This is a genomic window from Brenneria tiliae, from assembly GCF_023347575.1.
GTDB classification, from domain to species: Bacteria; Pseudomonadota; Gammaproteobacteria; order Enterobacterales; family Enterobacteriaceae; genus Brenneria; species Brenneria corticis.
Genome location: NZ_JAKPCB010000103.1, coordinates 137,532 through 161,127, shown reverse-complemented (window position 1 = coordinate 161,127; position 23,596 = coordinate 137,532). Strand labels below are relative to the sequence as shown.

The window sequence follows — 23,596 nt, the reverse complement described above, 5'->3', positions numbered from 1 at the left end:
ATATTGCGTTCCGATACCATGATAAATCACAAACGACCGATTGTGCATTTTATGTTATGGCTGGCCGTAGCCGCCCGCCGGCTTTGTTCAGCCTCAGCCAATGCCGGGTTGTCAGCTGGAATAGTTATCGGCGTGTTGACAGCAGAAACAGAATAATGGTTGTATTATACAACTATCAATTTCCTGCCAAAGATTACTCATGCCGAACCGCTCATTAATTGAAGAAATCCGTTCCGCTTCACGCCTTATGGTGCGTGAACTTGGCTTTATGAACGCCACGCTGGCCGCCACGGACTATTCGCCTTCTGCCGTACACAGCCTGCTGGAAATTGAAAATCAGAGTGCGATGACCGCCGCACAGCTGGTGCGGTGCCTAGGGCTGGAAAAATCCAGCGTCAGCCGGATGCTTTCCAGGTTGCTGGCGGAGGGAGAATTGCTGGAAGTGCAGTCCGGCAATGATGCCCGAGTTAAGCAGTTGAAACTGACCGAAAAGGGCGTTCAGACCGTCAGCCGGATAAATGACTACGGCGCTATGCGGGTGATAAAAGCGCTGGAGAATCTGGACGACGAGCAGCAACAGACTGTCGCGCACGGGCTTACGGCATATGCCCGCGCGCTCGAGCGCTGCCATAATCTGGAGAATACCACGCCGCAAAAAACGATCGACATTGTCACCGGGTATCTGCCCGGCATGATTGGCAAAATTGCTGAAATGCACGGAACGTATTATGCGAAAAATTACAATTTCGGGCATTTCTTCGAAGGTAAGGTGGCTTGTGGGGTGGCTGAATTCGCCGGACGTTTGCATGAACCCTGTAATCAGATCTGGCTGGCGGTAAACAACGGCAAAATTGTCGGTTCCGTCGCCATAGATGGTCAGGATCTCGGGAATAACGAAGGGCATTTGCGCTGGTTCATTCTAGATGACAGTTGCCGTGGAACCGGAATGGGCAGGAAACTGCTCAGTGAAGCAATGGCGTTTTGTGATAAGCGCGGGTTCGATGCCGTTCAGCTCTGGACCTTTAGTGGTCTGAATGCTGCACGGCGTCTTTATGAATCCTTTGGCTTCGAACTGTTCAAAGAATGGCAGGGTGATCAGTGGGGAATGACAATGACGGAACAACAATTCACCCGAAACTCTGCCGGCAGCCGTTAATCTGCCGGCGCAGAACCCCGCGCGGTCAGGGTAAACAACGCGATGATCCACAGCGTGCCTACTCATCAGCCCGACAATATTCGCGGCAAACAACCAGCCGTAACGCTGCGGATCCACGCCAAAACAGGTGATGTAGACAACGGGTGAAGCGGTAATAAATGCGCAAGTAACGGCCGCTATGCGGAAAACTAACTTTTATGCACCGATAACGCCCGAACGTGCTGCTCGATAAATTCTATTATCATACCGGCGATATCCACCCCGGTGGCGGTTTCGATACCTTCCAGCCCCGGCGAGGCGTTCACTTCCATCACCAGAGGGCCGCGCGCGGCGCGCAGAATATCCACCCCGGCCACGTTCAGCCCCAGCGTTTTGGCCGCTTTAAGCGCAACGGCCCGTTCGCGGGCGGTAATCTGCACCCTGCTCGCCGAACCGCCGCGATGCAGATTGGAACGGAACTCGCCCGGTTTAGCCTGTCGCTCGATGGCCGCCACAACCCGGTCGCCGATAACCAGACAGCGAATATCCCTGCCCTGCGCTTCCCGGACGTACTCCTGCACCAGGATATGGGCGTTCAGCCCCCGAAAGGCATCGATAACGCTTTCGGCCGCCTGCCGGGTTTCAGCCAGCACCACGCCGATCCCCTGCGTCCCTTCCACCAGCTTGACCACCAGCGGCGCGCCGCCGACCATTTCGATCAGGTCGCCGGTATCATCGGGGGAGTGGGCAAACCCGGTCACCGGCAAATCGATTCCCGCGCTGGCCAATAACTGCAGCGAATGCAGCTTGTCGCGGGCGCGGATAACCGCCAGCGCGTTGTTCAGCGCAAAACCGCCCAGCATTTCAAACTGGCGCAGCACCGCCGTGCCGTAAAAGGTGATAAGCGCGCCGATACGCGGTATGACCGCGTCATATTTTACCAGCCGGCGGCCGCGGTAATGCACCGATGGCGCCGCCGAATTGATATTCATGTAACAGGACAGGGGATCGATAATATCAATCTGATGCCTGCGCTGCTGCGCGGCTTCACGCAGACGCCGGCAGGAATATAACGAACCGTCGCGAGATAGAATCGCTATCTTCATAAATGTCCTAACGCAGCGCCCATCCTTGCTGATGTAAGTAATCCAGTATAAACGGACGCAGCTCCTTTTTCAGCGTGCGCGCCACATGCTCGCTCCAGCCATCGCGGCGACGGCCGGTGCGTTGCAGATAATACTCCGCCAGTTGCCGATCGTATTGCGCCAGTTTATCGCCATCGAGCGGCTGATAGGTATTCTCGTGAAGCAGCATTTCGGGCGGCAGGCGGGGTTTTGGCAGCGGATCGGCGTCCGGGTATCCCAGACACAGCCCGAAAAGCGGCAATACCTGGCGCGGCAGTTTCAATAAGGCGGTGACATCGGCGATTTTATTGCGGATCCCGCCGATATACACGCCGCCCAGCCCTAATGATTCCGCGGCGACCAGCGCATTTTGCGCCATAAGCGCCGTATCAACGCAGCCTATCAGCAACTGCTCCGCCAGACCGGTTTCAGCCTGCGGGAATATTTGCAGGTGACGCTGAAAATCGGCGCAGAAAACCCAGAATTCGGCAGCCTGGGCGACATACATCTGGTCGCCGCTGTAATGCGCCAGCGTCTGTCGCATCGCCGGGTCGGTAATGCGGATAATGGAGCTGCACTGCAGGAAACTGGAGCTGGAGGCGCTCTGCGCGGCGGCGATAATCGCGCCGCGCTGTTCATCCGTCACCGGCTGTGCCGTAAACGCGCGGATAGAACGATGGCGTCGTAGTAAATCAATGGTGGGCGTCACGCGGTATCCCTCAGGTATAGAAAAAATAGCGATAAATGACCGTTATCATGCTACCCCCCTCCCGCGCGCAGACGGGCTCCGGGCGGACGCTATCGGCATGGAGTCATCCGCATCGCACGGCGGATGATTATATGCCAGCCGCCCCGTCAGACCAATGCCCCTTTGCATCCGGCCGCCGTACCATAGGTGCGGCGAATCGTTGTAACAGGCATTTACTGCTTTTTTTCATGGGGTAATGCGAGCATAGTAACCGCATACAACTTCAGGCATCATGCCCGCGTTTAGAAAAATACCCTTTTCCCAATTTTACCAAGGAGCTTACATGTTGGCTGTTATTTTCGGGCGTCCCGGCTGCCCTTACTGCGTGCGCGCCCAAGCATTGGCGGAAAAACTGGCGCAACAGCGCGATGACTTCACATTCCGCTATGTGGATATCCGGGCCGAGGGCATCACCAAAGAAGATTTATCCAAAACGGTAGGGAAACCCGTCGAAACGGTGCCGCAGATTTTCCTGGATGAAAAGCATATCGGCGGCTGCACCGACTTTGAAGCTTACGCCAAACAACACCTGAGCTTGTTCCAGTCATAACGGATGCAACGTATAAGAAAAAGGCGCATCCTGCGTCTTTTTTTATCGTTATTCATATGGGAAACCGCCGCTCAGCGAAAGTATCGCCGGTAGACAGCATGCAGAAAGATAAAACCCAAGGCCCCCAGCACGCTCCAGAAAACGGCGCTCAGCATATAGGCCAACTCCTGCCAGAAAGAGTGATGCGAGGTTCGCCAAAAGTGCAGCACCAGCAGGCACACCGGCATTGCCAGCAATGAACCGATCAGCGGGTAAAGCAGCCGCCCGCGCGCGGACAGGAAACTGGCGACCACGCCGGGCAATAAAAAAAGCAGCATCCCGGGGTCGCCGTGCAGCCCGTCAGCGTCGGACACATTCATTTTCTGGCTTAAAAACACCACGGTAAACAATAAAAAACAGCAGGTCGCGCCAACCCAACCTTTATCGCTTGCCATACGCCTCCTCTCTATATGTCTCCCACGCCATACGTTCCCGAGTCCTTGATCGACACGGCAAATATGCGTAGCTAAATATCCCCGATATGACACAAAGTGAGGTACCACCACCTGTTATTGGTTGTACGACCGCTAAATCGAAAATAACCACGACACAATAATTACACTGAACAATCGGCACCGAATAATTTATACTGTGCGGGACTGATTCCTTTCAGCTGACGGCTATTTGTGATGTCATTGGAATCTTCGTGCTTAATGGCTAAATCTAGTCTTTATAGCTATTTATATCAAGAACTTACTGGTAAACAACAAGTTACATCCCATGAATATAAACGTCGCTGATTTGTTAAACGGGAATTACATTCTGCTGTTATTCGTGGTTCTATCCTTAGGGCTCTGTCTGGGAAAATTACGTCTGGGGCCGGTACAACTCGGTAATTCTATTGGTGTTTTAGTTGTATCCTTATTACTCGGACAGCAACACTTTTCGATTAATACCGAAGCGCTCAGCCTGGGCTTTATGCTATTTATTTTCTGTGTCGGCGTCGAAGCCGGGCCTAATTTCTTTTCCATTTTTTTCCGCGACGGCAAAAATTATTTAATGCTGGCGCTGGTGATGGTCGGCAGCGCGCTGCTTCTGGCGTTGGGATTAGGGAAGCTCTTCGGCTGGGGCATCGGGCTGACCGCCGGCATGCTCGCCGGCTCCATGACCTCGACGCCCGTGCTGGTGGGCGCCGGCGATACCTTACGCAACCTGTCCAGCATCGGTCCACGGCTCGGCATCGAACAGGACAACCTCAGCCTGGGCTATGCGCTCACTTATCTGGTTGGTTTGGTCAGCCTGATTTTCGGCGCCCGCTATCTGCCCAAATTACAGCATCAGGACTTACCGACCAGCGCCCAGCAAATCGCCCGTGAGCGCGGGCTGGATACCGACAGCCAGCGAAAGGTCTATCTGCCGGTTATCCGCGCCTACCGCGTCGGGCCGGAACTGGTCGCCTGGGCCGACGGCAAGAATCTGCGCGAACTGGGCATTTACCGCCAGACGGGCTGCTATATCGAGCGCATCCGCCGCAACGGCATTCTGGCCAATCCCGATGGCGACGCCGTGCTGCAAATCGGCGATGAGATTTCCCTGGTCGGCTACCCTGACGCCCACGCCCGCCTCAACCCCAACTTTCGCGACGGCAAGGAAGTTTTCGATCGCGACCTGCTGGATATGCGCATCGTCACCGAAGAGATTGTGGTGAAAAACCACAATGCGGTCGGTAAACGCCTCAGCCAGTTAAAACTGACCGACCACGGCTGTTTTCTTAACCGCATCATTCGCAGCCAGATCGAGATGCCGATTGATGACGGCGTGGTGCTGAATAAAGGCGACGTATTGCAGGTGAGCGGCGATGCCCGGCGGGTAAAAAGCATCGCCGACCGAATCGGGTTTATTTCCATCCACAGCCAGGTGACCGACCTGCTGGCCTTCTGCGCTTTCTTTATCATCGGCATTATGGTCGGTCTGATCACCTTCCAGTTCAGTAATTTCACCTTCGGCGTAGGCAATGCCGCCGGTCTGCTGTTTGCCGGCATCATGCTGGGTTTTCTGCGCGCCAACCACCCGACTTTCGGCTATATACCGCAAGGCGCGCTGAATATGGTGAAAGAGTTCGGCCTGATGGTGTTTATGGCCGGCGTCGGGCTAAGCGCCGGCAGCGGCATCGGCCGCAGTTTTGGCGAGATAGGCGTACAGATGCTGATATCGGGATTAATCGTCAGCCTGGTGCCGGTGGTTATCTGTTTTCTGTTCGGCGCCTACGTGCTGCGCATGAACCGCGCGCTGCTGTTCGGCGCCATGATGGGCGCTCGAACCTGCGCCCCCGCCATGGAGATTATCAGCGATACCGCGCGCAGTAATATTCCGGCGCTGGGGTATGCGGGAACCTACGCCATCGCCAACGTTTTGCTGACCCTGGCGGGGTCGCTGATTGTTATTATCTGGCCTGAATTACCCGGTTGATAAAAAATGCAAAAAACAGTGAATATTTCCTACACAGGACAGAACTTTTTCTAATCGGTGAAGTCTGAATCAGTGCCACTGCTTTTCTTTGATATCCCCATATTGAGGAGCCCATCTTTCCCGCCATTAAGGTTCAAGATTGATGGGCCTTTTCTTTTTCAGGCTACGCCCGTTTCCACATGAAAACGCCGGGTTTCTCCGGCGTTCAATTCAATCAAAGATCCCGCGCGACGAGCGGCATTCTGTCCTTCGGGTCGGCAGGTTGCCGGCAGAACAAAGGCCGCCACTTTCTGATCGCCGTTGTGCAGGATCCAGCGCGTCGCGTAATTCAGCTGCGCAGTGCAAAAACGGGTGACAAAGCGATGTCCCTGCGGCGCATGCATACTGAACTCCACCTGCTGCGCGTACTGCGACAGGTTGTCGGCAAAAAAGACAATTTCCGGATCGTAAAACGCCGGTTCATCCAGCGCCGCGAAACGCTCGGGCGCCTGCGCCAGCTTTTCCGTATACTCCAGCCATTGCGGCGTCGGGTGTACGTGGCCCGGAATGGAGCGGCGCAGGGCAAAAGCGCGATCGGGGATGGTCTGGCTGAACGTCGCCCCGGCCACGTAGGCATAATTCATATGGCACATATACTGCAACGGCATCGGCACGCTGGCCAGGTTGGTTACCGCCATATCGATGCCCAGCAGCGCGCTGCCGGCGCTCAGGGTTACCGCCGGTTCCGCCCGGTAATGATGGCCGAACCCTTTCACGTATTCACAGTCGCCGGTCAGCATCAGCGTATCGCCGCCTACGACCAGGCGGGCGCTATCCATTGGCGCGCAGGCCATTTCCCCATGCAGTGGATGCCGGTCGTCGTCGGCCGGACAGCCATTGCTCAGCAAGCCGGAATGAAAGGCAAAACAGCCGTAGGTATCGATAATGCTGCTGCCCGGCTTGGGTTCCGTAAACGGATTGCTCATCGTCAGCCGGTGACCGTCAAACTCGGCGTCCCAAATCATCTGGCCATAGAAAGGCAGCACCACAACGTACCCGCGCGTATTCTGTAGCTTTATCGCCGCAATCCCTGAGTCATAGCGAAAGGTGGTCGCGGAGAAATCCGCATTTTCCAACAGCGTCCGGGACCGTTCGGTAAACATCGCGGGTGATAAATGAATGGTTGTACTCATCGTCTCCTCCTCTATTCAAGCCTGATGTTTGGCAATAGTCCGACCGGCGGCAAGACGCTGTTTGTTGCGCATTTCGCCCCAGAAGTAGAAACCGACATAGGCGAAGCACAGCAGGGATACGCCGAACGCTTTCTGCATCGAGCCAAGGTGATCGGACACATAGCCCTGTATCGCCGGGACCACGGCGGCGCCGACGATGGACATCACAATGATGGCGCCCGCCACCTCGGTGTATTTCTTGTCCACGGTATCCAGCGTGCCGGCATAAATCGTCGCCCAGCACGGCCCGAACAGCACGCTGACGAATACCGCGGCATAGACGGCGGTAAAGCTCGGCACCATAACCACATAGGCCAGCGTGGCCACGCCCAGCACCGAGTAAACAATCAGCACTTTTTCTGCGCTGAAGCGCGTCATCAGGAAATTCGCCACAAACTTACCGATAAAGAAGCAGATAAAGCTATAAATCATAAAGTTGGATGCGTCGCGTTCATTAGCGGCGCCCAGGGTCAACGCCAGGCGAATGGTAAATGACCACACCGCGACCTGCATGCCGACATACAGGAACTGCGCCACGATGCCGCGTTTGAAGTGGCTATTGCCCGCCAGATAACGCAGGGTCTCCCCCAGCGACGGCAATGACTGCTTACTCTGTCCGTCGGCCTGCGCTTTGCAGGTGGGATAGCGGGTCAGCAGGAACAGGAACAACACCACCAGCAACACGAAAATCAGATACTTATAAGGCTCCAGCGTGTGCTCCAACATTTGCAGGCGGAACGCATGGATCTGATCCGGCGTCATGGCCGCCATCTGGCTTTCCAGACTGTCGCCCTCCTGGAACACCAGATATTTACCCAGCACGATGCCCATTAACGCGCCGACCGGATAAAAGGTCTGGCTGACGTTCAGACGCAGCGTGGCATAATCACGATGGCCGATCATCGAGCTGTAGGTATTTGCCGCCGTTTCCAGAAAACTCAGGCCGATGGCGATGGCGAAAATAGCCGCCAGGAACATGGTATAGGTCGCCATATGCGACGCCGGATAAAACAGGCTGCACCCGACGATATACAGCGTCAGGCCAATCAAGATGGCGATTTTGTAGCTGCTGTTGCGGATCACCACCGACGCCGGGATGGCAATCAGAAAATAACCGCCGTAAAAGGCGCTTTGCACCAGCGCGCTGGCGAAATCGCTCAGTTCAAACACGCTTTTAAACTGCGTAATCAAAATATCGTTCAGACTGGCGGCGCAGCCCCATAGCGGGAACAGGCACGACAGCAAAATAAACTGAAACAGCGGCGTCTTGTTCAGATAGCCATCTGGCATTTGGATAATGTCCTGGCGCATAATTTTTCCCCGGTTAGTTGGCGAGAGCATGACTGGCAAGAAAATCCTGGAATTGCGCCGCGTCCGGATAAGCACGCTGGGTGCCTTTCCCGGTAACGCTGTAGGCGGCAAACGCGGAGGCGTACTTCATCGCCTGTTCTATATCCCCATCTTTTACCCAGTAGTGCGCAAAGCAGCCGATAAAAGCATCGCCGGCGCCGCTGGTATCAATGGCATGAACGCTGACCGGCTTGACGTGGCGCACCTGCTCGCCCGCCATCCACACCGAACCGCGATGCCCCATGGTGATAATCAGGTTCTTCAGCCCCTTGGCCAGCAGTGAACGCCCTGCCCGCAAAATGTTCTCTTCGCTATCGACCGGCATGCCGGTCAGGATCTCCAGTTCGGTTTCGTTCGGCATAAAGAAATCGCACTGGCAGGCATAGCCGATATCCAGCTCGCGGGAGGCCGGAGCCGGATTGAGAATGACCGGAATCTGGTGCCGACGGGCAAAATCGATGGCGTAATAAACGCTTTCCAGCGGGATCTCCAATTGGAGAATGATCAATTTACAGCGCATAAGCGATTGCGCGGCCGCATCGATATCCCGGGCGGAGAGATGCGCGTTCGCGCCCTTGATAATCAAAATCCGGTTGTGCGACGACTTATCGACAAAGATCGGCGCCACGCCGCTTGATGTCCCGCTCACCGCCGTGACATAGCGGGTTTCCACCCCGAAATGCCGCAGGTTTTTTACCGTGTTGTCGGCGAAGAGATCGTCCCCGACCCGGCTGACCATCATCACCGACGCCCCCAGCTTGGCGGCGGCAACCGCCTGATTAGCCCCCTTGCCGCCGCAGCCGATCTCGAAATCGGGGGCTTCCAGCGTTTCGCCTGTTTTAGGCATGTCGTTAATGTAGGTGATGAGATCCACCATATTTGAACCAATGACGGCAATATCCATAACGTTTTTCCCCTGGTATTTTCTTGCCTATTAAATGTTAGCGTTATGACAATAACAATTCGATTTTGTTATTAATGTGACATTGATCGCAGGTAAAAGGGTGTTTTTTGAGTGGATAGAAACAATTAAGATTGATAACGGCCGGCAAATGTTATAATTATAACAATGTATTTTATTGAACAGTCAAAGGAGTCAGACATGACCACTGAAAACCGCGATTACGCACGCTATATCGACCATACCCTGCTGGCCGCCGACGCCACCGAACAACAGATCATCAGGCTGTGCGACGAGGCGAAAGCGCATCGCTTCTACGCGGTTTGCGTTAACTCAGGCTACGTCCCGCTGGCCGCCAGAGAGTTGCAGGGCTCTTCCGTCCAGGTGTGTTCGGTGATTGGTTTCCCGTTGGGAGCGGGTCTGACGTCGTCCAAGGTCTTTGAAGCCCGGGCCGCCATTGACGCCGGCGCCCGGGAAATCGATATGGTGATTAACGTCGGCTGGCTGAAAAGCGGCAATATCAGCGCCGTTAAAGCCGATATTCAGGCCGTGCGCGAGGTTTGCGCCGCCATACCGTTGAAGGTAATATTGGAAACCTGCCTGCTTGACGATGAACAAATCGTGCTGATTTGTGAAATATGCCGTGAGCTGAATGTGGCTTTCGTGAAGACATCCACCGGATTCAGCACCGGCGGCGCCCGCGAAGAACAGGTGAAACTGATGCGCAAAACGGTCGGCCCGGAGATGGGCGTGAAAGCCTCCGGCGCGGTACGCGATCGGCAAACGGCGGAAATCATGATCCGGGCGGGGGCGACCCGCATCGGCACCAGCTCCGGGGTGGCTATCGTTTCCGGCGAGTCGGTCGCGGCAGGAAGCTACTAAACGCTCGCCCGTGCCAACGGGCGCATCACAGGGAATCATATGGAAACGCGGCGCGAAGAACGGATTAACAGACTTGCTCAGGCTTTGAAAAAAGCGGACAAACTTCATCTTAAAGACGCCGCCCGGCTCTTGGGCGTTTCCGAGATGACCGTTCGCCGCGATCTGAGCGCCGAACCGGCGGCGGTGGTGTTGCTTGGCGGCTATGTGGTCAGTGATTTGAAAAGCGGCAATGTCACCAATTACTTCGTATCCGACCAGCAGAGCAAGCACGTGGCGGAAAAGCAGGCGGCGGGAGAAGTCGCCGCCCGGTTGATTGAGGCGAACGACACGGTTTTTTTCGATTGCGGCACCACCACGCCCTTTATCATTGAAGCCATAGCGGACGAACTGCCTTTTACCGCTATTTGCTATTCGCTGAACACCTTTCTGGCATTACAGGAAAAAGCCGCCTGCAAAGTGATTCTGTGCGGCGGGCAATTTCACCCGGACAACGCCATTTTCACCCCCCTCGGCCAGTGCAACGAGCTGGATAATATCTGCCCGAACAAGGCGTTTATTTCCGCGGCGGGCATCGACCTTGACGCCGGCGCCACCTGCTTCAACTTTGCCGAATTGAGTATGAAACACCGGGCGCTGGCCATGTCGCAACGGGCCATTCTGGTTAGCGACGATAGCAAATTCGGCCAGATCAAACCGGCGCGCATCGGCCCGCTTACCCTGTTCGATACCCTGATAACCAACCGTGAGCCGACCGCCGACTATATCCGCTACTGCAACAGCAACGGCATTGTGTTGCTAAGTCAACCGTTAACCGAATAAGCCGCCAAACCACTGCTGAAGTTTTATCAGCACCGCATCCCATAAGCGGCTGAAAATCCCGGCCTGGGGGATATCGTCCAGCGCCACCAGCTGTCGCTGCCCGATGCTTTTACCCTCCAGCTGAAAATCGATGGTGCCCACCACCTGATTTTTCGCCAACGGCGCGGACAGCTGCGGCTGAAGCAGCGTAAAGCTGGCCTTGAGATTTTTCATCTGCCCTTTGGGGATGGTCAGCGCGGTATCTTGCGCCACGCCGAGCCGGGCCTCTTTCTGGGTGCCGAACCACACCCGCTGCGAGGTAAACGGCGCCCCCGCCTTGACCGGCGTGACCGTTTCAAAGAAGCGGAATCCCCAGGTCAGCAGTTTTTCACTTTCGCGGAAGCGCGTCGCATCCGTCGGCGCCCCCAGCACCACCGAGATCAGGCGCATATTCCCTTCGGTGGCCGACGCCACCAGGTTATGCCCGGCGCCGCTGGTATGACCGGTTTTAATCCCGTCCACGTTCAGATTGCTGCTCCACAGCAGGCGATTACGGTTGGGCTGACGGATATTATTAAAGGTAAACTCTTTTTCTTTATGCAGCGCATATTCATCCGGCACGTCGCGAATCAACGCCTGCCCCAGCAGCGCCATATCGCGCGCGGTGCTGTACTGGCCCGGCGCATCCAATCCATGCACGGTGAGAAAATGGGTATTGGTCAACCCCAGCGCTTTAACATAATTGTTCATCAGGCTGACGAACGCATCCTGACTGCCGGCAACGTAGTCGGCCAGCGCAATGCTGGCGTCATTGCCCGATTGAATAACGATGCCCTTGTTCAGTTCCGAAACCGGAATGCGATCGCCTGGTTTAAGGAACATCAGCGATGAACCGCGCAACACCGGATTACCCGTCGCCCAGGCGTCCTTCCCCACGGTAACCTCATCCGTGGGGCGAATTTTCCCGGCCTTTATCGCCTGCCCGGTAACGTAACTGGCCATGATTTTCGTCAGGCTCGCCGGATCAAGGCGTTCATCCGCGTTAGCTTCAGCCAGCACTTTGCCGCTGTGATAATCCATCAGAATAAAGGCCTTGGCATCAATTTGAGGAACCGCGGGAAGCTGTTCGGCAGAGGCGGAAGCGATCAGCCCCGTTAGTAATACCGTTCCCGTGGTGAAAGATTTTAGCCTGCAAAGGAAAGTCGTTTTCTTCATGAGATCGCCGCGATATCCATAAGTCGTTAGAAATACTTAATTTTCAATATGTTTTGAAAAGTTTAGCAACATCCAAAGGTAACGCTTCATTTCCATCAAGGAAACCGTTCAGTCTGTAAAGATAATCAAAGAAATGAAAAAGTCTAAAAAACGGCGGTATGCGGGGAAAAAATCAGACGACCGCCCATGGCGTTTGTTGCGCCGCAGCGGCAGGGGCCGCGCGGCGCCGCTGAGGATGCCGCGCGTTAAGCGGTCGCTGTCGCCGCGGGAAAAGCGGATCAGCGCCGTTCGCGCTTATCCGCCTGCCTTGACAGCCAGTCGCCCAGCATTTGCACAATCTGCACCAGAATGACCAGCGCGATAACCGTCACAATCATCACGCCGGTTTCATAGCGGTAATAGCCGAAACGAATGGCCAGATCGCCCACGCCGCCGCCGCCGACAATCCCCGCCATGGCGGAATAGCCGATCAGGCTTACCAGCGTAATGGTCAGGCCGCGCAATAAACCGGCTCTCGCCTCCGGCAGCAATACGGTACAGATGATGCGCATCGGGCTGGCGCCGAAGGCTTCCCCCGCCTCAACAATGCCGGGATCCACGTCGCGCAGCGCGCTGTCCACCAGACGGGCATAGAAAGCGATCGCCGCTACCGACATCGGCACCGACGCCGCCACCGGGCCAATGGTGTTACCCAACAGAATCTGCGTCAGCGGCAACAGCAGCACCAGCAGAATCACAAACGGAATGGAGCGGATGATATTGACCAGCACCGTGCTGAACAGATACACCGCGCGGTTCTCCCAGAACAGGTGACGGTCGGTGACATAGATAATAAAACCCAGAGGCAAGCCGCCGACAAGGGCGAACAGCGTCGAGATCCCCACCATCTGGAATGTCTCGCCGAATGCCGCGACCAGATCGATCCATAAATCAGCCATGCAACACCTCCACCTGGGCGGTTCTCGCCCGAATATGCTCCACGGCCTCCGCGACGTTCGCCGCCTCGGAAGGGTGCGTCAGCAAGGCGACCAGTATTCCCAATGCGCGGTTGCCGATATACTCGATTTTGCCGTGCAGTATATTGACGGAAACGCCAAAGCGGGTCGCTACGTCGGATAGCACCGGCTGTTCCGCCGAATCGCCGACGAACAGAATTTTCAGCAGCGTGCCCTGTAAATCCTCCAGCAGGCGGGGAGGAAGCTCAAGATTCAACGTATGAGCCACCAGTTGCCGGGTAAACGGATGCTGCGGCGCGGCGAAAATATCAAATACGTCGCCCTCCTCCACCACTTTACCGCCGGTCATCACCGCGACCCGGTCACAGATGGACTTGATCACGCTCATTTCATGGGAAATCAAGACGATGGTAATACCCAGCTTTTTATTAATCTCTTTGAGCAATACCAAAATCGCCGCGGACGTTTCCAAATCAAGCGCCGAGGTGGGTTCATCGCACAGCAGCACTTCAGGATGATTGGCAATCGCCCTGGCGATGCCCACCCGCTGTTTCTGTCCGCCGCTGAGCTGGGAAGGAAAAGCCGCGGACTTATCGCCCAACCCCACCAGATTGAGAATCTCCGGCACCCGCTGAGCAATGTCCTCGCTGGATTTTCCCGCCGCCTTGAGGCTAAAGGCGACGTTTTCCGCCACGGTGCGCGTTTGCATTAAATTAAAATGCTGGAAGATCATGCCCATTTTCTGCCGCTGCGCACGCAGCGTTTTGCCTTGCAGATCGCTGACCTTCACCCCGTGCACCTGGACAACCCCGGACGTGGGGCGTTGTAATAAATTGATGGTGCGCAACAGCGTGCTTTTCCCGGCGCCGCTGGTTCCGACAATGCCGTAAACCTCGCCCGGCCGGATATGTAAAGTCACATTATCCACGGCTCGGTTTCCTCGCTGTTTCCCCTGAGGAAAATCAACGCTAACACCCTCTAACTGAATCATTATCCGCAAACTCCTGCCACAAGCGGAAAAGGAAAAAAGCCGGTCATAGACCGGCCAGAAGAATACAGCATGTTAATCTCTGACCAGTACCGACTCGCGAATTACTGTGCTGGCGCCGGCGTTGTCGCCTGCATCCATTCTGGCTTCTGGAACTGACTGAACATGGAGCCCGGCTGATCAATCACCGCCGCATAGGCGGGCGACTCGACGATAGCCTTGGTATCTTTGACGAACGGCTTATCCAGATCGGCGGTGCGTACCGCAATCACGTTCTTCAGATTTTCATCCAGCGTTTCCAGTTTGATGGCGGAAGAGAGTTTCAGTCCCGCGGCAAAGGCGAAATTACCGTTAACCAGCGAAGCGGTCACGCTATCCAGCGTGCGCGGCAGCTGAGCGGCTTCCAGCGGCTTGAATACCAACCCGCGCGGATTTTCAACAATATCTTTTTCCGATGCCTTGGTCGCATCAATATCGGGCTTGATGGTAATCAACCCCAGCGATTGCAGAAAACGCAGGCCGCGCGCCAGATTGGTGGCGTCGTTGGATAAGGTGACGACATCGCCTTTCTTCAGTTCATCCAGCGATTTAATCTTATTGGAGTAAAACCCCATGCTGGCCGTTGGCACGGCGATCAATTTGGTGATTTTCAGATTCTTATCGGCGGCGAACTTTTCCAGATACAGCGTATGCTGGAACAGGTTGGCGTCGATGCTGCCGTTGGCCAGCGCCAGGTTCGGCTGAACATAATCGCTGAACTCACGCACCACCACCTTGTAGCCTTTTTTCGTCAATTCGGGTTTAATCGCCTGATTAACCATATCGCCATAAGGGCCCGGGGCCACGCCAAAAACGATAGTTTGCGGATCGCTGTCGGCGCTGGCCTGTTGAATGCCGGCTGCCAACAGCGCAATACATAACGTGGCGCGCAAAGAATGGGTAAATTTCATTGAATAGCTTTCCTGTCTGTATGTAACTGACTGTCATTATTAAGAATGACAAGTTAAATCATAAAGACTAAAAAGGTATATCATTATTTCTCATCTTTCCTTCTCTTGGCGGTCCGCCCGCCCCACGGCGGCCTAAATTTTCTTCTTTCACAGTGAGATCCAGAATGCTGACAATTTGGGGACGTGAAAATTCAACCAACGTCAAAAAAGTGCGCTGGTGCGCGGCGGAATTGGCGCTGTCTTATCAACATATTCCGGCCGGCGGACAGTTTGGCCGCAATCAGGACGCGGACTATCTGGCGCTGAACCCGAACGGGCTGATCCCCTGTTTGCAGGACGACGATCTGGTGCTGTGGGAATCCAACGCCATCGTGCGTTATCTGGCGGCGCAATACGGGCAGGGTTCGCTGTATCTCGCGGATGCCGGCGCGCGGGCGAGCGCGGAGAAATGGATGGACTGGACCACTACGCTGGCGGTCTCATTTGGCGCCGTGTTTATCAACCTGGTGCGCGTGGCGCCGGAAAAGCGCGATATGGCGCTGGTGCAGAAAAGCATGGCGGAATGCGAGCGCTTATTGGGCATCGCCGACGCGGCGCTGGCGCGGCAACGGTGGCTGTCCGGCGATAAATTCGGCATTGGCGACATCCCGCTGGGCTGCATCGCCTATGCCTGGTTTTCTATGGACATCGAACGCCAGCCGCGCCCGAACCTGCAACGCTGGTATCAACGGTTGACCGAACGTCCGGCCTATCAGCAAACGGTGATGCTGCCGTTGACGTAGGTTGAGTAGCGCGGGGTCGCGTAATATGCCGGCGCGATGGCCGTTATTGCGGCCCCACCTTCAGCAGTTTGCCGTTATCATGATCGGTCAGCAGATAAATATAGCCGTCCGGCCCCTGCCGGACCTCGCGAATGCGTTCGCCCCGGTCATCCAATAAGCGCTCTTCCGCCGCCACCTTGTCGCCCTCCAGCGTTAAGCGAATCAGGTTTTCCTCCGCCAGCGCGCCGATGAACAGCGAGTTTTTCCACTGCGGGAAACGGTCGCTGTCATAGAACGCCATCCCGCTCACGCCGGGTGATTTCTGCCAGTAATAATCCGGGTTCTCCATACCGGGCACCTGCTCGCCCTGGGATTCGGGGATCTTCAGCCCGGAATAGTTAATGCCGTGGGTCGCCAATGGCCAGCCGTAATTTTTACCGGCCTGGGGAATATTGATTTCATCGCCCCCTTTCGGACCGTGCTCATTTTCCCATAACGCCCCGCTCCAGGGATTGATCGCCAGCCCCTGCGGATTGCGATGGCCGTACGACCAAATCTCCGGGCGCGCGTTCGGCCGATCGACCAACGGATTATCCGCCGGGACCTTGCCGTCGGCGGTCAGGCGAACGATTTTGCCCTGCAGCTTATCCAGATCCTGCGCCGTCGGGCGCTGGTTATTTTCTCCCAGGGAAATAAACAGGTATCCCTGACGGTCAAAAGCCAGTTTGCCGCCAAAATGGTTCCCGGTGGACAGCTTGGGTTCCTGGCGGAAGAAAACGGTAAAATTCTCCAGCCGTTTATAATCCTCCGACAGACGGCCGTAGCCCACCGACGTTCCCGCTTTGCCATCGCTGCCCTCTTCGGCAAAACTCAGGTAGATGCGTCGGTCCTGGGAAAAATCGGGCGACAGCGTCACTTCCAGCAGCCCGCCCTGCGACTTGGCATACACCTGCGGTACGCCGGCGATAGGTTCGGAAAGTCCGCCTGCCGCCTGCCAGCGGCGTAAATTGCCCGCCCGTTCGGTAATCAGAATCCCCTGTTCATCCGGCAAAAAAGCCAGCGACCAGGGATGATCGAGTTTATCCTGCAACTCCGTCACCTTGGGCGACGCGGCAAACAGGGAGGCGGAAAACAGCAGCGCCGCCGCCGGAAATAACCAGCGGCTCAGCGGCGGCAGGGATAGCGAGGGGTAAGGCACGGCGCTACGAGGCATGGCGTTGTCTCCGTTCAACAAAAGTTCTGTAAATTTAGGCGCCGGGGGATATTTGTGCAAAAAATCGACGGCAGGTTTACATTTGTTGAAGAAAGGGCATGAGTAGGGGATTGTAGAATGAACATATATCTCAATGTATACTGATGGCCGCGTTGATGGATGAACAGGAACGTTCTCATGTATTTACACAACAAAGATAAAACAGATTTTGACCAAAAAACTCAAGAGCTAAGGTTCTTGACTCAAAACTTATCGTTAAAGCATTTGCGAAATCGTTCTGTTGACTTCTATTTTGAGATAGAAGGACTCATTCAGGCAGTCGAGCGAGAGATTAATACATATTGCCTATCACGTCGTGGAGGTATTGACATATTGCAGAGAGAAATTGATCACTTGAGTGAACAAGATTTTCAACTTACCGCAAACATCGCAAAGCTCTATATTCTAGTAGAGAAAGAGAAAAAAGAGCAGACACAAAAAATTATATTAAAACAGGTTGGCTTTGTCGGCGGTGGGTGGAGCACAGTTTTTTGCCGGAGTGGGGCTTTGCGCTGGAACATTAGGTGCAGCCTGTGCCGGTTATGGTGTACCTATGATGGTACATGGCGCTAACAATACTTATGAAAATGGATATTATCTCGTATTGCGAGAGGAAACCAGCGGCACTGTACGTGATGCATATAGATACACTGCGGATAAATTAGGATTTAATAATAATCAGGCCGATCTCGTTTACGGGGCAATCGACCTAGGCATGACTGGCTATGGCTCATTCAGGAAAGTTTTATTACCACGCGAAAAATCCTGGAAACTTTTTCAACAGGTAAAGCAGGACTATATTTTTGGCTGGCAGGAAATGAGTGCCATAGCTATCTCAACGGATGCGGTAAGTAGTGCGGTAACAGCCTATTCGCTATATCAAGTTACTGGAGGAGGCAAATAATGGAACAGGATGTCTTATTTACAACCAAATCATGGGTTCCTGTTTTCGTATACTATACAATATCAACCGGGATATTCGCATTGCTTTACTATATTAAAACAATCATAGACAGAAAAGGCATACGGTCTCTATTTATTTTCTTTAGACTTTTCGTACCGGTAATAACCGCCATACAATTTTGTATATTTTTTCATGGAACATCCTTTGTCAAAGATATCCTGAGAATAAATTTCAACGCGGATCTATATGATTCCGTTATATGGGGCGCCTTATTTTTCTCAATAATCAATATCCTTGCCATGCCAAGAAATAACTATATCAAATGGGTATGAACTGCTAATAAAAGGTTAACCATGCTTCACAGACGCCACCGAAAGCCGTCATTACAGGCGGTTTTCTTTTCATATATTGCGATGAGCAGGCTTGATACCAACATCATCAGTGCGCCGAGTTTTAACCTGTGACTATAAGACACGCCGACTATGGTGTAGAATCCGGCAGTTTTTCTTTTTGAATACATTGTGAGCAAATAACATGCAACAACCCCGTATCGGCTTCGTTTCCCTGGGCTGCCAGAATGGTAAAACCATGTTAAGATCAAAAAGAAGCATAATTAACCCGTATCAATAAACCATTGCGGAAAACAAGAAGATTATCTTGGTTTGATCGTTCTGATTTTATTAACGTCCCATGACTTGATTACATAATCATAGAACCAGCGCGCCTGTACTTTATCAAACGAGGCTTCGACAATATCCAGATAGCCGTCAGGCGTCACTTCGCCGATAAAGGTGAGTATGGTCGTTGAGTTATCAAAAAAATAAGCCCGATGGCATAAACTAACCATTCCTAACAGGTATTCCAGGCTACGCTGATAGCGGCTGAGAATTTTCTCTTTAGGTACGCTATGCCCTCCCATTGCGATACGTTGTGTTATACGGGTTTCATTCAATGCCGGATCTGCGGTACAAACATAATAAAGATAGGATTTGTAGCCAATTTCTTTTGCCGAGCGTACAAAAGTCAAGTGACTCTCATGACTCATGACCGATTCATAAGTAAATGAGAGCTTGTCACGCTTCCAGTCATCACGGAGCCCCAAGGATATTTTTTGTGCCAATATAGCGGCATGATCGACCGATATTTTATCAGGGTTTATCACACTCCCCAGCAGCGATCGCAAGTCAATATGCTTGGCGATATCATCAGGATTAAGATATTGGCCTAGCGGAACTGAATAGGTTTCGCGTAGCGTTTTCGTCAGCGTCGTCTTTCCCGAACCATTCGGTCCGGCAATCAGTCTTAGGTGCGGGTGTGGCACAGTAATTCCTTGAGTTTTATCGTCTCCTGGCTTTTCGTGCTTTTTATTTCCTCGGTTGTGCCATCAGGAGCCTGCCTGATAATATGCCCGTCCTGAATATAGGTGATTGACACCCCCGAACTCAACGCATTTTTTATTGCCTGTCGTGAAGCCCTTGCGCCCAGTTGCATTAAGGTCTTGTTATCATCAATGGCACTTTTACGTTGATGTTTTCTAACCACTTTTATTTGCTGTACCATAACTATCTCCATCTGACGCGGCGATGAAAAAGTATACCATAAAGTTGCTGAACCATAGGGTATCATGTGACGATCTGCGAGCGTCATTCCAAGAGCGATATCAAAAACACTCACCGGTTCAAACATGCCTTGCTGCGTATACGTCTATCTCAAACAGCCTTGATATCAGCATAATTAACATACCGACTTTTACCGTCGCGACTATAAGACACGCCGACTATGGTGTAGAATCCGGCAGTTTTTCTTTTTGAATACATTGTGAGCAAATAACATGCAACAACCCCGTATCGGCTTCGTTTCCCTGGGCTGCCCGAAAAATCTGGTGGACTCCGAAAGGATCCTTACCGAACTGCGTACTGAAGGTTATCAGGTGGTGCCGCGCTATGACGATGCCGAACTGGTGATCGTCAATACCTGCGGTTTTATCGACAGCGCCGTGCAGGAGTCGCTGGAGGCCATCGGCGAAGCGCTGAATGAGAACGGCAAGGTTATCGTCACCGGCTGTCTGGGCGCGAAAGAGAATCAAATCCGGGAAGTGCATCCCAGGGTGCTGGAAATCACCGGGCCGCACAGCTACGAACAGGTATTGTCGCACGTACATCAATACGTGCCGAAACCCGAACACAATCCGTTTACCAGCCTGGTTCCGGCGCAGGGAGTGAAGCTGACGCCGCGTCATTACGCCTACCTGAAAATATCGGAAGGCTGTAACCATCGCTGCACCTTCTGCATTATTCCGTCGATGCGCGGCGATCTGGACAGCCGCCCTATCGGTTCGGTGCTGGATGAAGCGAAACGTCTGGCGGATGCGGGGGTGAAAGAGCTGCTGGTGATCTCGCAGGACACCTCCGCCTACGGAGCCGACGTGAAACAGCGTACCGGTTTCTGGAACGGCCAACCGGTTAAAACCAGTATGGTCAGCCTGTGCGAACAGCTGGCTTCGCTGGGGGTGTGGGTTCGTTTGCATTACGTCTACCCTTATCCGCACGTGGATGACGTGATTCCGCTGATGGCCGCCGGAAAAATTCTGCCGTACCTGGATATTCCGCTGCAACACGCCAGCCCGCGTATTCTCAAGCTGATGAAGCGCCCCGGCGCGGTGGAAAGAACGCTGGAACGCATCAAGCGCTGGCGCGAAATTTGCCCCGACCTGACGCTGCGTTCAACCTTTATCGTCGGCTTTCCCGGCGAAACCGAAGCTGAGTTCCAGATGCTGCTCGACTTCCTGCAAGAAGCGCAACTGGATCGCGTCGGCTGTTTCAAATACAGCCCGGTGGAGGGCGCGGCGGCGAATCAGCTGCCGGATCAGGTGCCGGAAGAGGTCAAGGAGGATCGTTACCATCGCTTTATGCAGCTTCAGCAGAGCATTTCCGCCCGGCGCCTGCGGGAGAAAATCGGTCGCGAACTGCTGGTGCTGATCGACGAAATCGATGAGGAAGGCGCCATCGGACGCAGCATGGCCGACGCCCCGGAAATCGACGGCGCGGTCTATCTGAATGGCGAAACCGGCGTCAGCGTGGGCGATATCGTGAAGGTAAAAATCGAGCACGCCGACGAGTACGACCTGTGGGGAAGCCGGATTTGATTATCCGCCTTTATGCCTGATATCGGGTCGTAAGCTATATTTTTCCCCATAAGCCGCTCAGGCCATTGACAAAGTAGCCATTGGGGATAGCAAATCCAAATCCGTCATTCCTGCGTAGGCAGGAATCTTCCTGATATCAAGCACTAGCTGAAAGCAGATCCCCGCCTGCGCGGGGATGGCTATAGCGGAGTGGGTTTGTCAGCAATCTGAGCGGCTTTTTAGCCGTCCCGTCCGTTTTTCGCTCTGTCGTTGCAAAAACCGTCAATAAACCGCCCCGGCGACGTCTGCGCCTTGCGTCCGACTTTCAGGTAAAGTAGCCTTGAGGCATGACTCTCCCAATCGCCTTACCAGAGGCATAAGCATGTGGAAACGCCTGATATACGGCCTGTTGATAATTATCGGCGTGCTGCTGCTGTCCGCTTTTGCTCTCGATCGCTGGATCAGTTGGAAAACCGCGCCTTTTGTTTATGACGAGCTGCAGGCACTGCCGTCGCGACAGGTCGGCGTGGTATTGGGCACCGCCAAGTATTACCGCACCGGGGTCATCAATCAGTATTATCTTTTCCGCATCCAGGGAGCGTTGAATGCCTATAACAGCGGCAAAATCAGTTATCTGCTGCTAAGCGGCGACAATGCGCTGCAAAGTTACAACGAGCCGATGACCATGCGCCGCGACCTGATAGCGGCCGGCGTTCCTCCGACGGATATCGTGCTGGACTATGCGGGATTTCGTACGCTGGACTCGGTCGTCAGAACGCGGAAGGTGTTCGATACCAATGACTTCACCATCATTACCCAGCGTTTCCACTGCGAACGGGCGCTGTTTATCGCCCTGCACCTCGGCATTCAGGCGCAGTGCTATGCGGTTCCCTCCCCCAAAAATATGCTGACCGTACGTCTGCGGGAATTCGGCGCCAGGCTGGGCGCGCTGTTTGATCTGTACATTGTGAAACGGGAACCCCGTTTCCTCGGACCGCAGATTTCGATTCCGGCAGAGCATAAAATTCCCGATGATGCGCCGGATTACCCCGCCGTTCCCCCTGAGCAGGCGCTTAACCCGGCCCGCCGGGGCTAAACGATAGCGATACCCGCCGCTATGCCGCTTTGGCAATCGCCGCGGTCAGCCGGCGCCACAGCCACTCAAGCGGCCCCTGGCGGAAATGACGCAGCCAGTAATGAGAAAACAGCAGGTTCACGCCCCAGACTACGGGCACCACGGCCAGCAGCTGCAGGCGATCCAGGCGCATAAACAGCCCGAAATGGTTAAACAGCAGGCTACAGACCAGGGTCTGCAGCAAATAATTGGTCAGCGCCATACGGCCGATATCGCCGATCCAGTAAGTGATACGCCAGCGGCATAGCGTCGGCCAAAAGCCATAACACAACGCGAGATAGCCCACCGCCTGCAGAATAGCGCTCAACTCGCGGGGGATCTGTAATAACAGACCGCTCCAGCGATATTCCCACTGCACCAGCCACTGCGTCGCCACGCCGCTGCCGTTGATCAATAACCCCAACGGAATCAGCCAGAAAGCAATGCGCCGGTAATGCTGCAGGCTGAACGTTCCTTTCAGCCAGCCGCTACGCATCAGGCCGGCGCCCAGCAGCATGGAGCCGGCCAGCAGCCAGCCGTATTGGACGCCCAGCGATAATAGGCTATCGGTAAGCAAATCCACCCGGTTGCCCCATGCCTCCGGCCCGCCAGTGGTTTTCCAGTAGGCCTCATAGGCAATGTCGGCGGCGCCCGGCTGCCAGTATCGTCCCGGTAGCGGACTGAGCAACCGGCTTAAAACAAACAGCACGCCTACCCCGACAAGATACATTATCGCCCCGGTGCGCAATAAAACCCGGCTGCCCTCGGCGTGGCGAATCATGCCGTAGCACACCAGCCCTATCAGGCCGTAATCCAGCAGAATGTCGCCGTCCCAGAAAAAAATGGCATGCACCAGCCCAATCAGCATCAGCCAGAAAAGCCGGGCATGTACCCAGCGCTTTCCTCTGGGCAGTAAAAGCTGCAGCCCGGCCCCGAACAGCAGCGAGAATAACGTCAAAAATTTTGCCTGTACGGCGAGATCCATGATCGCCCAGGTCCAGGCATCCGTCGGCGACGGCAAACCCTGCCAGGCAGGATTGAGATAGGCGGCCTTAGGTAAGCCGAAGGCGGTGATATTAAGTAGTAGAATACCGAGTACGGCGACGCCGCGCGCAAAATCCAGCGTGGCAATACGTGAGGACGGTGTGGGTTGAGCAGGCATAAGCGTCAGGTATCAGGTCATCG

The 23,596-nt window shown here is 54.4% G+C and carries 24 protein-coding genes and 1 pseudogene; 10 read left to right on the top strand and 15 right to left on the bottom strand.

The genetic code is table 11. The annotated features are described in order from the left end of the window. The first annotated feature begins 199 nt into the window (after window positions 1-199). Window positions 200-1,156: a bifunctional helix-turn-helix transcriptional regulator/GNAT family N-acetyltransferase gene (locus MFP24_RS21595; protein WP_249232588.1), complete on the top strand. Its 957-nt coding sequence runs from the start codon at window positions 200-202 to the stop codon at window positions 1,154-1,156. A gap of 30 nt (window positions 1,157-1,186) precedes the next feature. Here the strand turns inward: MFP24_RS21595 and MFP24_RS24420 are convergent. The 3 genes and pseudogenes from MFP24_RS24420 to nfsA form a co-directional block, all read right to left on the bottom strand. After that, window positions 1,187-1,318, bottom strand: a pseudogene (locus tag MFP24_RS24420) (Bcr/CflA family drug resistance efflux transporter); the annotation flags it as partial. A 26-nt stretch (window positions 1,319-1,344) separates the two neighbouring features. After that, window positions 1,345-2,241, bottom strand: coding sequence for a 30S ribosomal protein S6--L-glutamate ligase (gene rimK / locus MFP24_RS21590; RefSeq protein WP_249232589.1), 897 nt, complete (start codon window positions 2,239-2,241; stop codon window positions 1,345-1,347). Between the two features lie 7 nt (window positions 2,242-2,248). After that, on the bottom strand, window positions 2,249-2,968 hold the full coding sequence (nfsA, locus tag MFP24_RS21585) for an oxygen-insensitive NADPH nitroreductase (protein WP_249232590.1): 720 nt from the start codon (window positions 2,966-2,968) through the stop codon (window positions 2,249-2,251). A 322-nt stretch (window positions 2,969-3,290) separates the two neighbouring features. Between nfsA and MFP24_RS21580 the strand changes: the two genes are divergently transcribed. Further along, window positions 3,291-3,557: a GrxA family glutaredoxin gene (locus MFP24_RS21580; RefSeq protein ID WP_249232591.1), complete on the top strand. Its 267-nt coding sequence runs from the start codon at window positions 3,291-3,293 to the stop codon at window positions 3,555-3,557. Between the two features lie 71 nt (window positions 3,558-3,628). Here the strand turns inward: MFP24_RS21580 and MFP24_RS21575 are convergent, their stop codons facing one another. Further along, entirely contained in the window at window positions 3,629-3,991 is a 363-nt protein-coding gene (locus MFP24_RS21575) for an inner membrane protein YbjM (protein ID WP_249232592.1), read from the bottom strand. Between the two features lie 325 nt (window positions 3,992-4,316). On the opposite strand from MFP24_RS21575, the gene MFP24_RS21570 reads away from it, so the two are divergent. Next, on the top strand, window positions 4,317-6,005 hold the full coding sequence (locus tag MFP24_RS21570) for an aspartate:alanine antiporter (protein ID WP_249232593.1): 1,689 nt from the start codon (window positions 4,317-4,319) through the stop codon (window positions 6,003-6,005). A 158-nt stretch (window positions 6,006-6,163) separates the two neighbouring features. Here the strand turns inward: MFP24_RS21570 and MFP24_RS21565 are convergent, their stop codons facing one another. The 3 genes from MFP24_RS21565 to rbsK are packed head-to-tail and all read right to left on the bottom strand — an operon-like array spanning window position 6,164 to window position 9,470. Continuing rightward, the gene (locus MFP24_RS21565; protein WP_249232594.1) at window positions 6,164-7,177 is read right to left on the bottom strand and encodes an aldose 1-epimerase family protein; all 1,014 of its coding nucleotides are present in this window, start codon (window positions 7,175-7,177) and stop codon (window positions 6,164-6,166) included. A gap of 15 nt (window positions 7,178-7,192) precedes the next feature. After that, entirely contained in the window at window positions 7,193-8,527 is a 1,335-nt protein-coding gene (gene fucP / locus MFP24_RS21560) for an L-fucose:H+ symporter permease (RefSeq protein ID WP_249232595.1), read from the bottom strand. Between the two features lie 13 nt (window positions 8,528-8,540). Continuing rightward, a complete protein-coding gene (gene rbsK, locus MFP24_RS21555) occupies window positions 8,541-9,470 on the bottom strand; it encodes a ribokinase (protein ID WP_249232596.1) in 930 nt (309 codons plus the stop codon). A gap of 198 nt (window positions 9,471-9,668) precedes the next feature. Between rbsK and deoC the strand changes: the two genes are divergently transcribed. Continuing rightward, entirely contained in the window at window positions 9,669-10,349 is a 681-nt protein-coding gene (gene deoC, locus MFP24_RS21550; protein WP_249232597.1) for a deoxyribose-phosphate aldolase, read from the top strand. Between the two features lie 39 nt (window positions 10,350-10,388). Beyond that, a complete protein-coding gene (deoR, locus tag MFP24_RS21545) occupies window positions 10,389-11,168 on the top strand; it encodes a DNA-binding transcriptional repressor DeoR (protein ID WP_249232598.1) in 780 nt (259 codons plus the stop codon). On the opposite strand, the gene MFP24_RS21540 is transcribed toward deoR, so the two are convergent. The 4 genes from MFP24_RS21540 to MFP24_RS21525 all read right to left on the bottom strand — a co-directional run bounded on the left by MFP24_RS21540 (window position 11,157) and on the right by MFP24_RS21525 (window position 15,256). Beyond that, window positions 11,157-12,362, bottom strand: a complete 1,206-nt coding sequence (locus MFP24_RS21540; protein ID WP_249232599.1) for a serine hydrolase — start codon at window positions 12,360-12,362, stop codon at window positions 11,157-11,159. The genes deoR and MFP24_RS21540 overlap by 12 nt on opposite strands. A 278-nt stretch (window positions 12,363-12,640) precedes the next feature. Then, the gene (locus tag MFP24_RS21535; RefSeq protein ID WP_249232600.1) at window positions 12,641-13,300 is read right to left on the bottom strand and encodes a methionine ABC transporter permease; all 660 of its coding nucleotides are present in this window, start codon (window positions 13,298-13,300) and stop codon (window positions 12,641-12,643) included. Further along, complete coding sequence (locus tag MFP24_RS21530; protein ID WP_249232601.1) at window positions 13,293-14,309, bottom strand: methionine ABC transporter ATP-binding protein; 1,017 nt, start codon at window positions 14,307-14,309, stop codon at window positions 13,293-13,295. The genes MFP24_RS21535 and MFP24_RS21530 overlap by 8 nt, the downstream gene beginning before the upstream one ends. Window positions 14,310-14,410: 101 nt before the next feature. Further along, the gene (locus MFP24_RS21525; protein WP_249232602.1) at window positions 14,411-15,256 is read right to left on the bottom strand and encodes a MetQ/NlpA family ABC transporter substrate-binding protein; all 846 of its coding nucleotides are present in this window, start codon (window positions 15,254-15,256) and stop codon (window positions 14,411-14,413) included. Window positions 15,257-15,420: 164 nt separating this feature from the next. On the opposite strand from MFP24_RS21525, the gene MFP24_RS21520 reads away from it, so the two are divergent. Beyond that, window positions 15,421-16,038 (top strand): glutathione S-transferase family protein, encoded by a 618-nt coding sequence (locus MFP24_RS21520; protein ID WP_249232603.1) that lies wholly within the window; start codon window positions 15,421-15,423, stop codon window positions 16,036-16,038. A gap of 43 nt (window positions 16,039-16,081) precedes the next feature. On the opposite strand, the gene MFP24_RS21515 is transcribed toward MFP24_RS21520, so the two are convergent. Then, window positions 16,082-17,230, bottom strand: a complete 1,149-nt coding sequence (locus tag MFP24_RS21515) for a PQQ-dependent sugar dehydrogenase (protein WP_249232604.1) — start codon at window positions 17,228-17,230, stop codon at window positions 16,082-16,084. A gap of 177 nt (window positions 17,231-17,407) precedes the next feature. Here MFP24_RS21515 and MFP24_RS21510 point away from each other — a divergent pair, with 177 nt between their 5' ends. Beyond that, complete coding sequence (locus tag MFP24_RS21510) at window positions 17,408-17,842, top strand: DUF4225 domain-containing protein (RefSeq protein WP_249246724.1); 435 nt, start codon at window positions 17,408-17,410, stop codon at window positions 17,840-17,842. Next, window positions 17,823-18,173 (top strand): DUF4225 domain-containing protein, encoded by a 351-nt coding sequence (locus MFP24_RS21505; RefSeq protein WP_369075415.1) that lies wholly within the window; start codon window positions 17,823-17,825, stop codon window positions 18,171-18,173. Before MFP24_RS21510 ends, MFP24_RS21505 begins: the two co-directional genes overlap by 20 nt. A gap of 652 nt (window positions 18,174-18,825) precedes the next feature. Here MFP24_RS21505 and MFP24_RS21500 read toward each other — a convergent pair. Both MFP24_RS21500 and MFP24_RS21495 read right to left on the bottom strand, forming a co-directional pair. Continuing rightward, window positions 18,826-19,494, bottom strand: coding sequence for an ATPase (locus tag MFP24_RS21500; protein WP_249232605.1), 669 nt, complete (start codon window positions 19,492-19,494; stop codon window positions 18,826-18,828). Next, the gene (locus MFP24_RS21495; protein WP_249232606.1) at window positions 19,476-19,859 is read right to left on the bottom strand and encodes a hypothetical protein; all 384 of its coding nucleotides are present in this window, start codon (window positions 19,857-19,859) and stop codon (window positions 19,476-19,478) included. The genes MFP24_RS21500 and MFP24_RS21495 overlap by 19 nt, the downstream gene beginning before the upstream one ends. A 145-nt stretch (window positions 19,860-20,004) precedes the next feature. On the opposite strand from MFP24_RS21495, the gene rimO reads away from it, so the two are divergent. Beyond that, window positions 20,005-21,318: a 30S ribosomal protein S12 methylthiotransferase RimO gene (rimO, locus tag MFP24_RS21490; protein ID WP_249232607.1), complete on the top strand. Its 1,314-nt coding sequence runs from the start codon at window positions 20,005-20,007 to the stop codon at window positions 21,316-21,318. Window positions 21,319-21,679: 361 nt separating this feature from the next. Then, on the top strand, window positions 21,680-22,393 hold the full coding sequence (gene sanA, locus MFP24_RS21485; RefSeq protein WP_249232608.1) for an outer membrane permeability protein SanA: 714 nt from the start codon (window positions 21,680-21,682) through the stop codon (window positions 22,391-22,393). A gap of 19 nt (window positions 22,394-22,412) precedes the next feature. Here the strand turns inward: sanA and yeiB are convergent, their stop codons facing one another. Then, complete coding sequence (gene yeiB, locus MFP24_RS21480; RefSeq protein WP_249232609.1) at window positions 22,413-23,573, bottom strand: DUF418 domain-containing protein YeiB; 1,161 nt, start codon at window positions 23,571-23,573, stop codon at window positions 22,413-22,415. Between the last annotated feature and the right edge of the window lie 23 nt (window positions 23,574-23,596).

Excerpts from the sequence above, each read along its gene's own strand:
- MFP24_RS21595 (WP_249232588.1), top strand. The coding sequence starts at position 200 with ATGCCGAACCGCTCATTAATTGAAGAAATCCGTTCCGCTTCACGCCTT.
- rimK (WP_249232589.1), bottom strand. The coding sequence starts at position 2,241 with ATGAAGATAGCGATTCTATCTCGCGACGGTTCGTTATATTCCTGCCGG.
- MFP24_RS21580 (WP_249232591.1), top strand. The coding sequence starts at position 3,291 with ATGTTGGCTGTTATTTTCGGGCGTCCCGGCTGCCCTTACTGCGTGCGC.
- MFP24_RS21575 (WP_249232592.1), bottom strand. The coding sequence starts at position 3,991 with ATGGCAAGCGATAAAGGTTGGGTTGGCGCGACCTGCTGTTTTTTATTG.
- MFP24_RS21570 (WP_249232593.1), top strand. The coding sequence starts at position 4,317 with ATGAATATAAACGTCGCTGATTTGTTAAACGGGAATTACATTCTGCTG.
- MFP24_RS21565 (WP_249232594.1), bottom strand. The coding sequence starts at position 7,177 with ATGAGTACAACCATTCATTTATCACCCGCGATGTTTACCGAACGGTCC.
- fucP (WP_249232595.1), bottom strand. The coding sequence starts at position 8,527 with ATGCGCCAGGACATTATCCAAATGCCAGATGGCTATCTGAACAAGACG.
- rbsK (WP_249232596.1), bottom strand. The coding sequence starts at position 9,470 with ATGGATATTGCCGTCATTGGTTCAAATATGGTGGATCTCATCACCTAC.
- deoC (WP_249232597.1), top strand. The coding sequence starts at position 9,669 with ATGACCACTGAAAACCGCGATTACGCACGCTATATCGACCATACCCTG.
- deoR (WP_249232598.1), top strand. The coding sequence starts at position 10,389 with ATGGAAACGCGGCGCGAAGAACGGATTAACAGACTTGCTCAGGCTTTG.
- MFP24_RS21540 (WP_249232599.1), bottom strand. The coding sequence starts at position 12,362 with ATGAAGAAAACGACTTTCCTTTGCAGGCTAAAATCTTTCACCACGGGA.
- MFP24_RS21535 (WP_249232600.1), bottom strand. The coding sequence starts at position 13,300 with ATGGCTGATTTATGGATCGATCTGGTCGCGGCATTCGGCGAGACATTC.
- MFP24_RS21530 (WP_249232601.1), bottom strand. The coding sequence starts at position 14,309 with ATGATTCAGTTAGAGGGTGTTAGCGTTGATTTTCCTCAGGGGAAACAG.
- MFP24_RS21525 (WP_249232602.1), bottom strand. The coding sequence starts at position 15,256 with ATGAAATTTACCCATTCTTTGCGCGCCACGTTATGTATTGCGCTGTTG.
- MFP24_RS21520 (WP_249232603.1), top strand. The coding sequence starts at position 15,421 with ATGCTGACAATTTGGGGACGTGAAAATTCAACCAACGTCAAAAAAGTG.
- MFP24_RS21515 (WP_249232604.1), bottom strand. The coding sequence starts at position 17,230 with ATGCCTCGTAGCGCCGTGCCTTACCCCTCGCTATCCCTGCCGCCGCTG.
- MFP24_RS21510 (WP_249246724.1), top strand. The coding sequence starts at position 17,408 with ATGTATTTACACAACAAAGATAAAACAGATTTTGACCAAAAAACTCAA.
- MFP24_RS21505 (WP_369075415.1), top strand. The coding sequence starts at position 17,823 with ATGATGGTACATGGCGCTAACAATACTTATGAAAATGGATATTATCTC.
- MFP24_RS21495 (WP_249232606.1), bottom strand. The coding sequence starts at position 19,859 with ATGTTTGAACCGGTGAGTGTTTTTGATATCGCTCTTGGAATGACGCTC.
- rimO (WP_249232607.1), top strand. The coding sequence starts at position 20,005 with ATGCAACAACCCCGTATCGGCTTCGTTTCCCTGGGCTGCCCGAAAAAT.
- sanA (WP_249232608.1), top strand. The coding sequence starts at position 21,680 with ATGTGGAAACGCCTGATATACGGCCTGTTGATAATTATCGGCGTGCTG.
- yeiB (WP_249232609.1), bottom strand. The coding sequence starts at position 23,573 with ATGCCTGCTCAACCCACACCGTCCTCACGTATTGCCACGCTGGATTTT.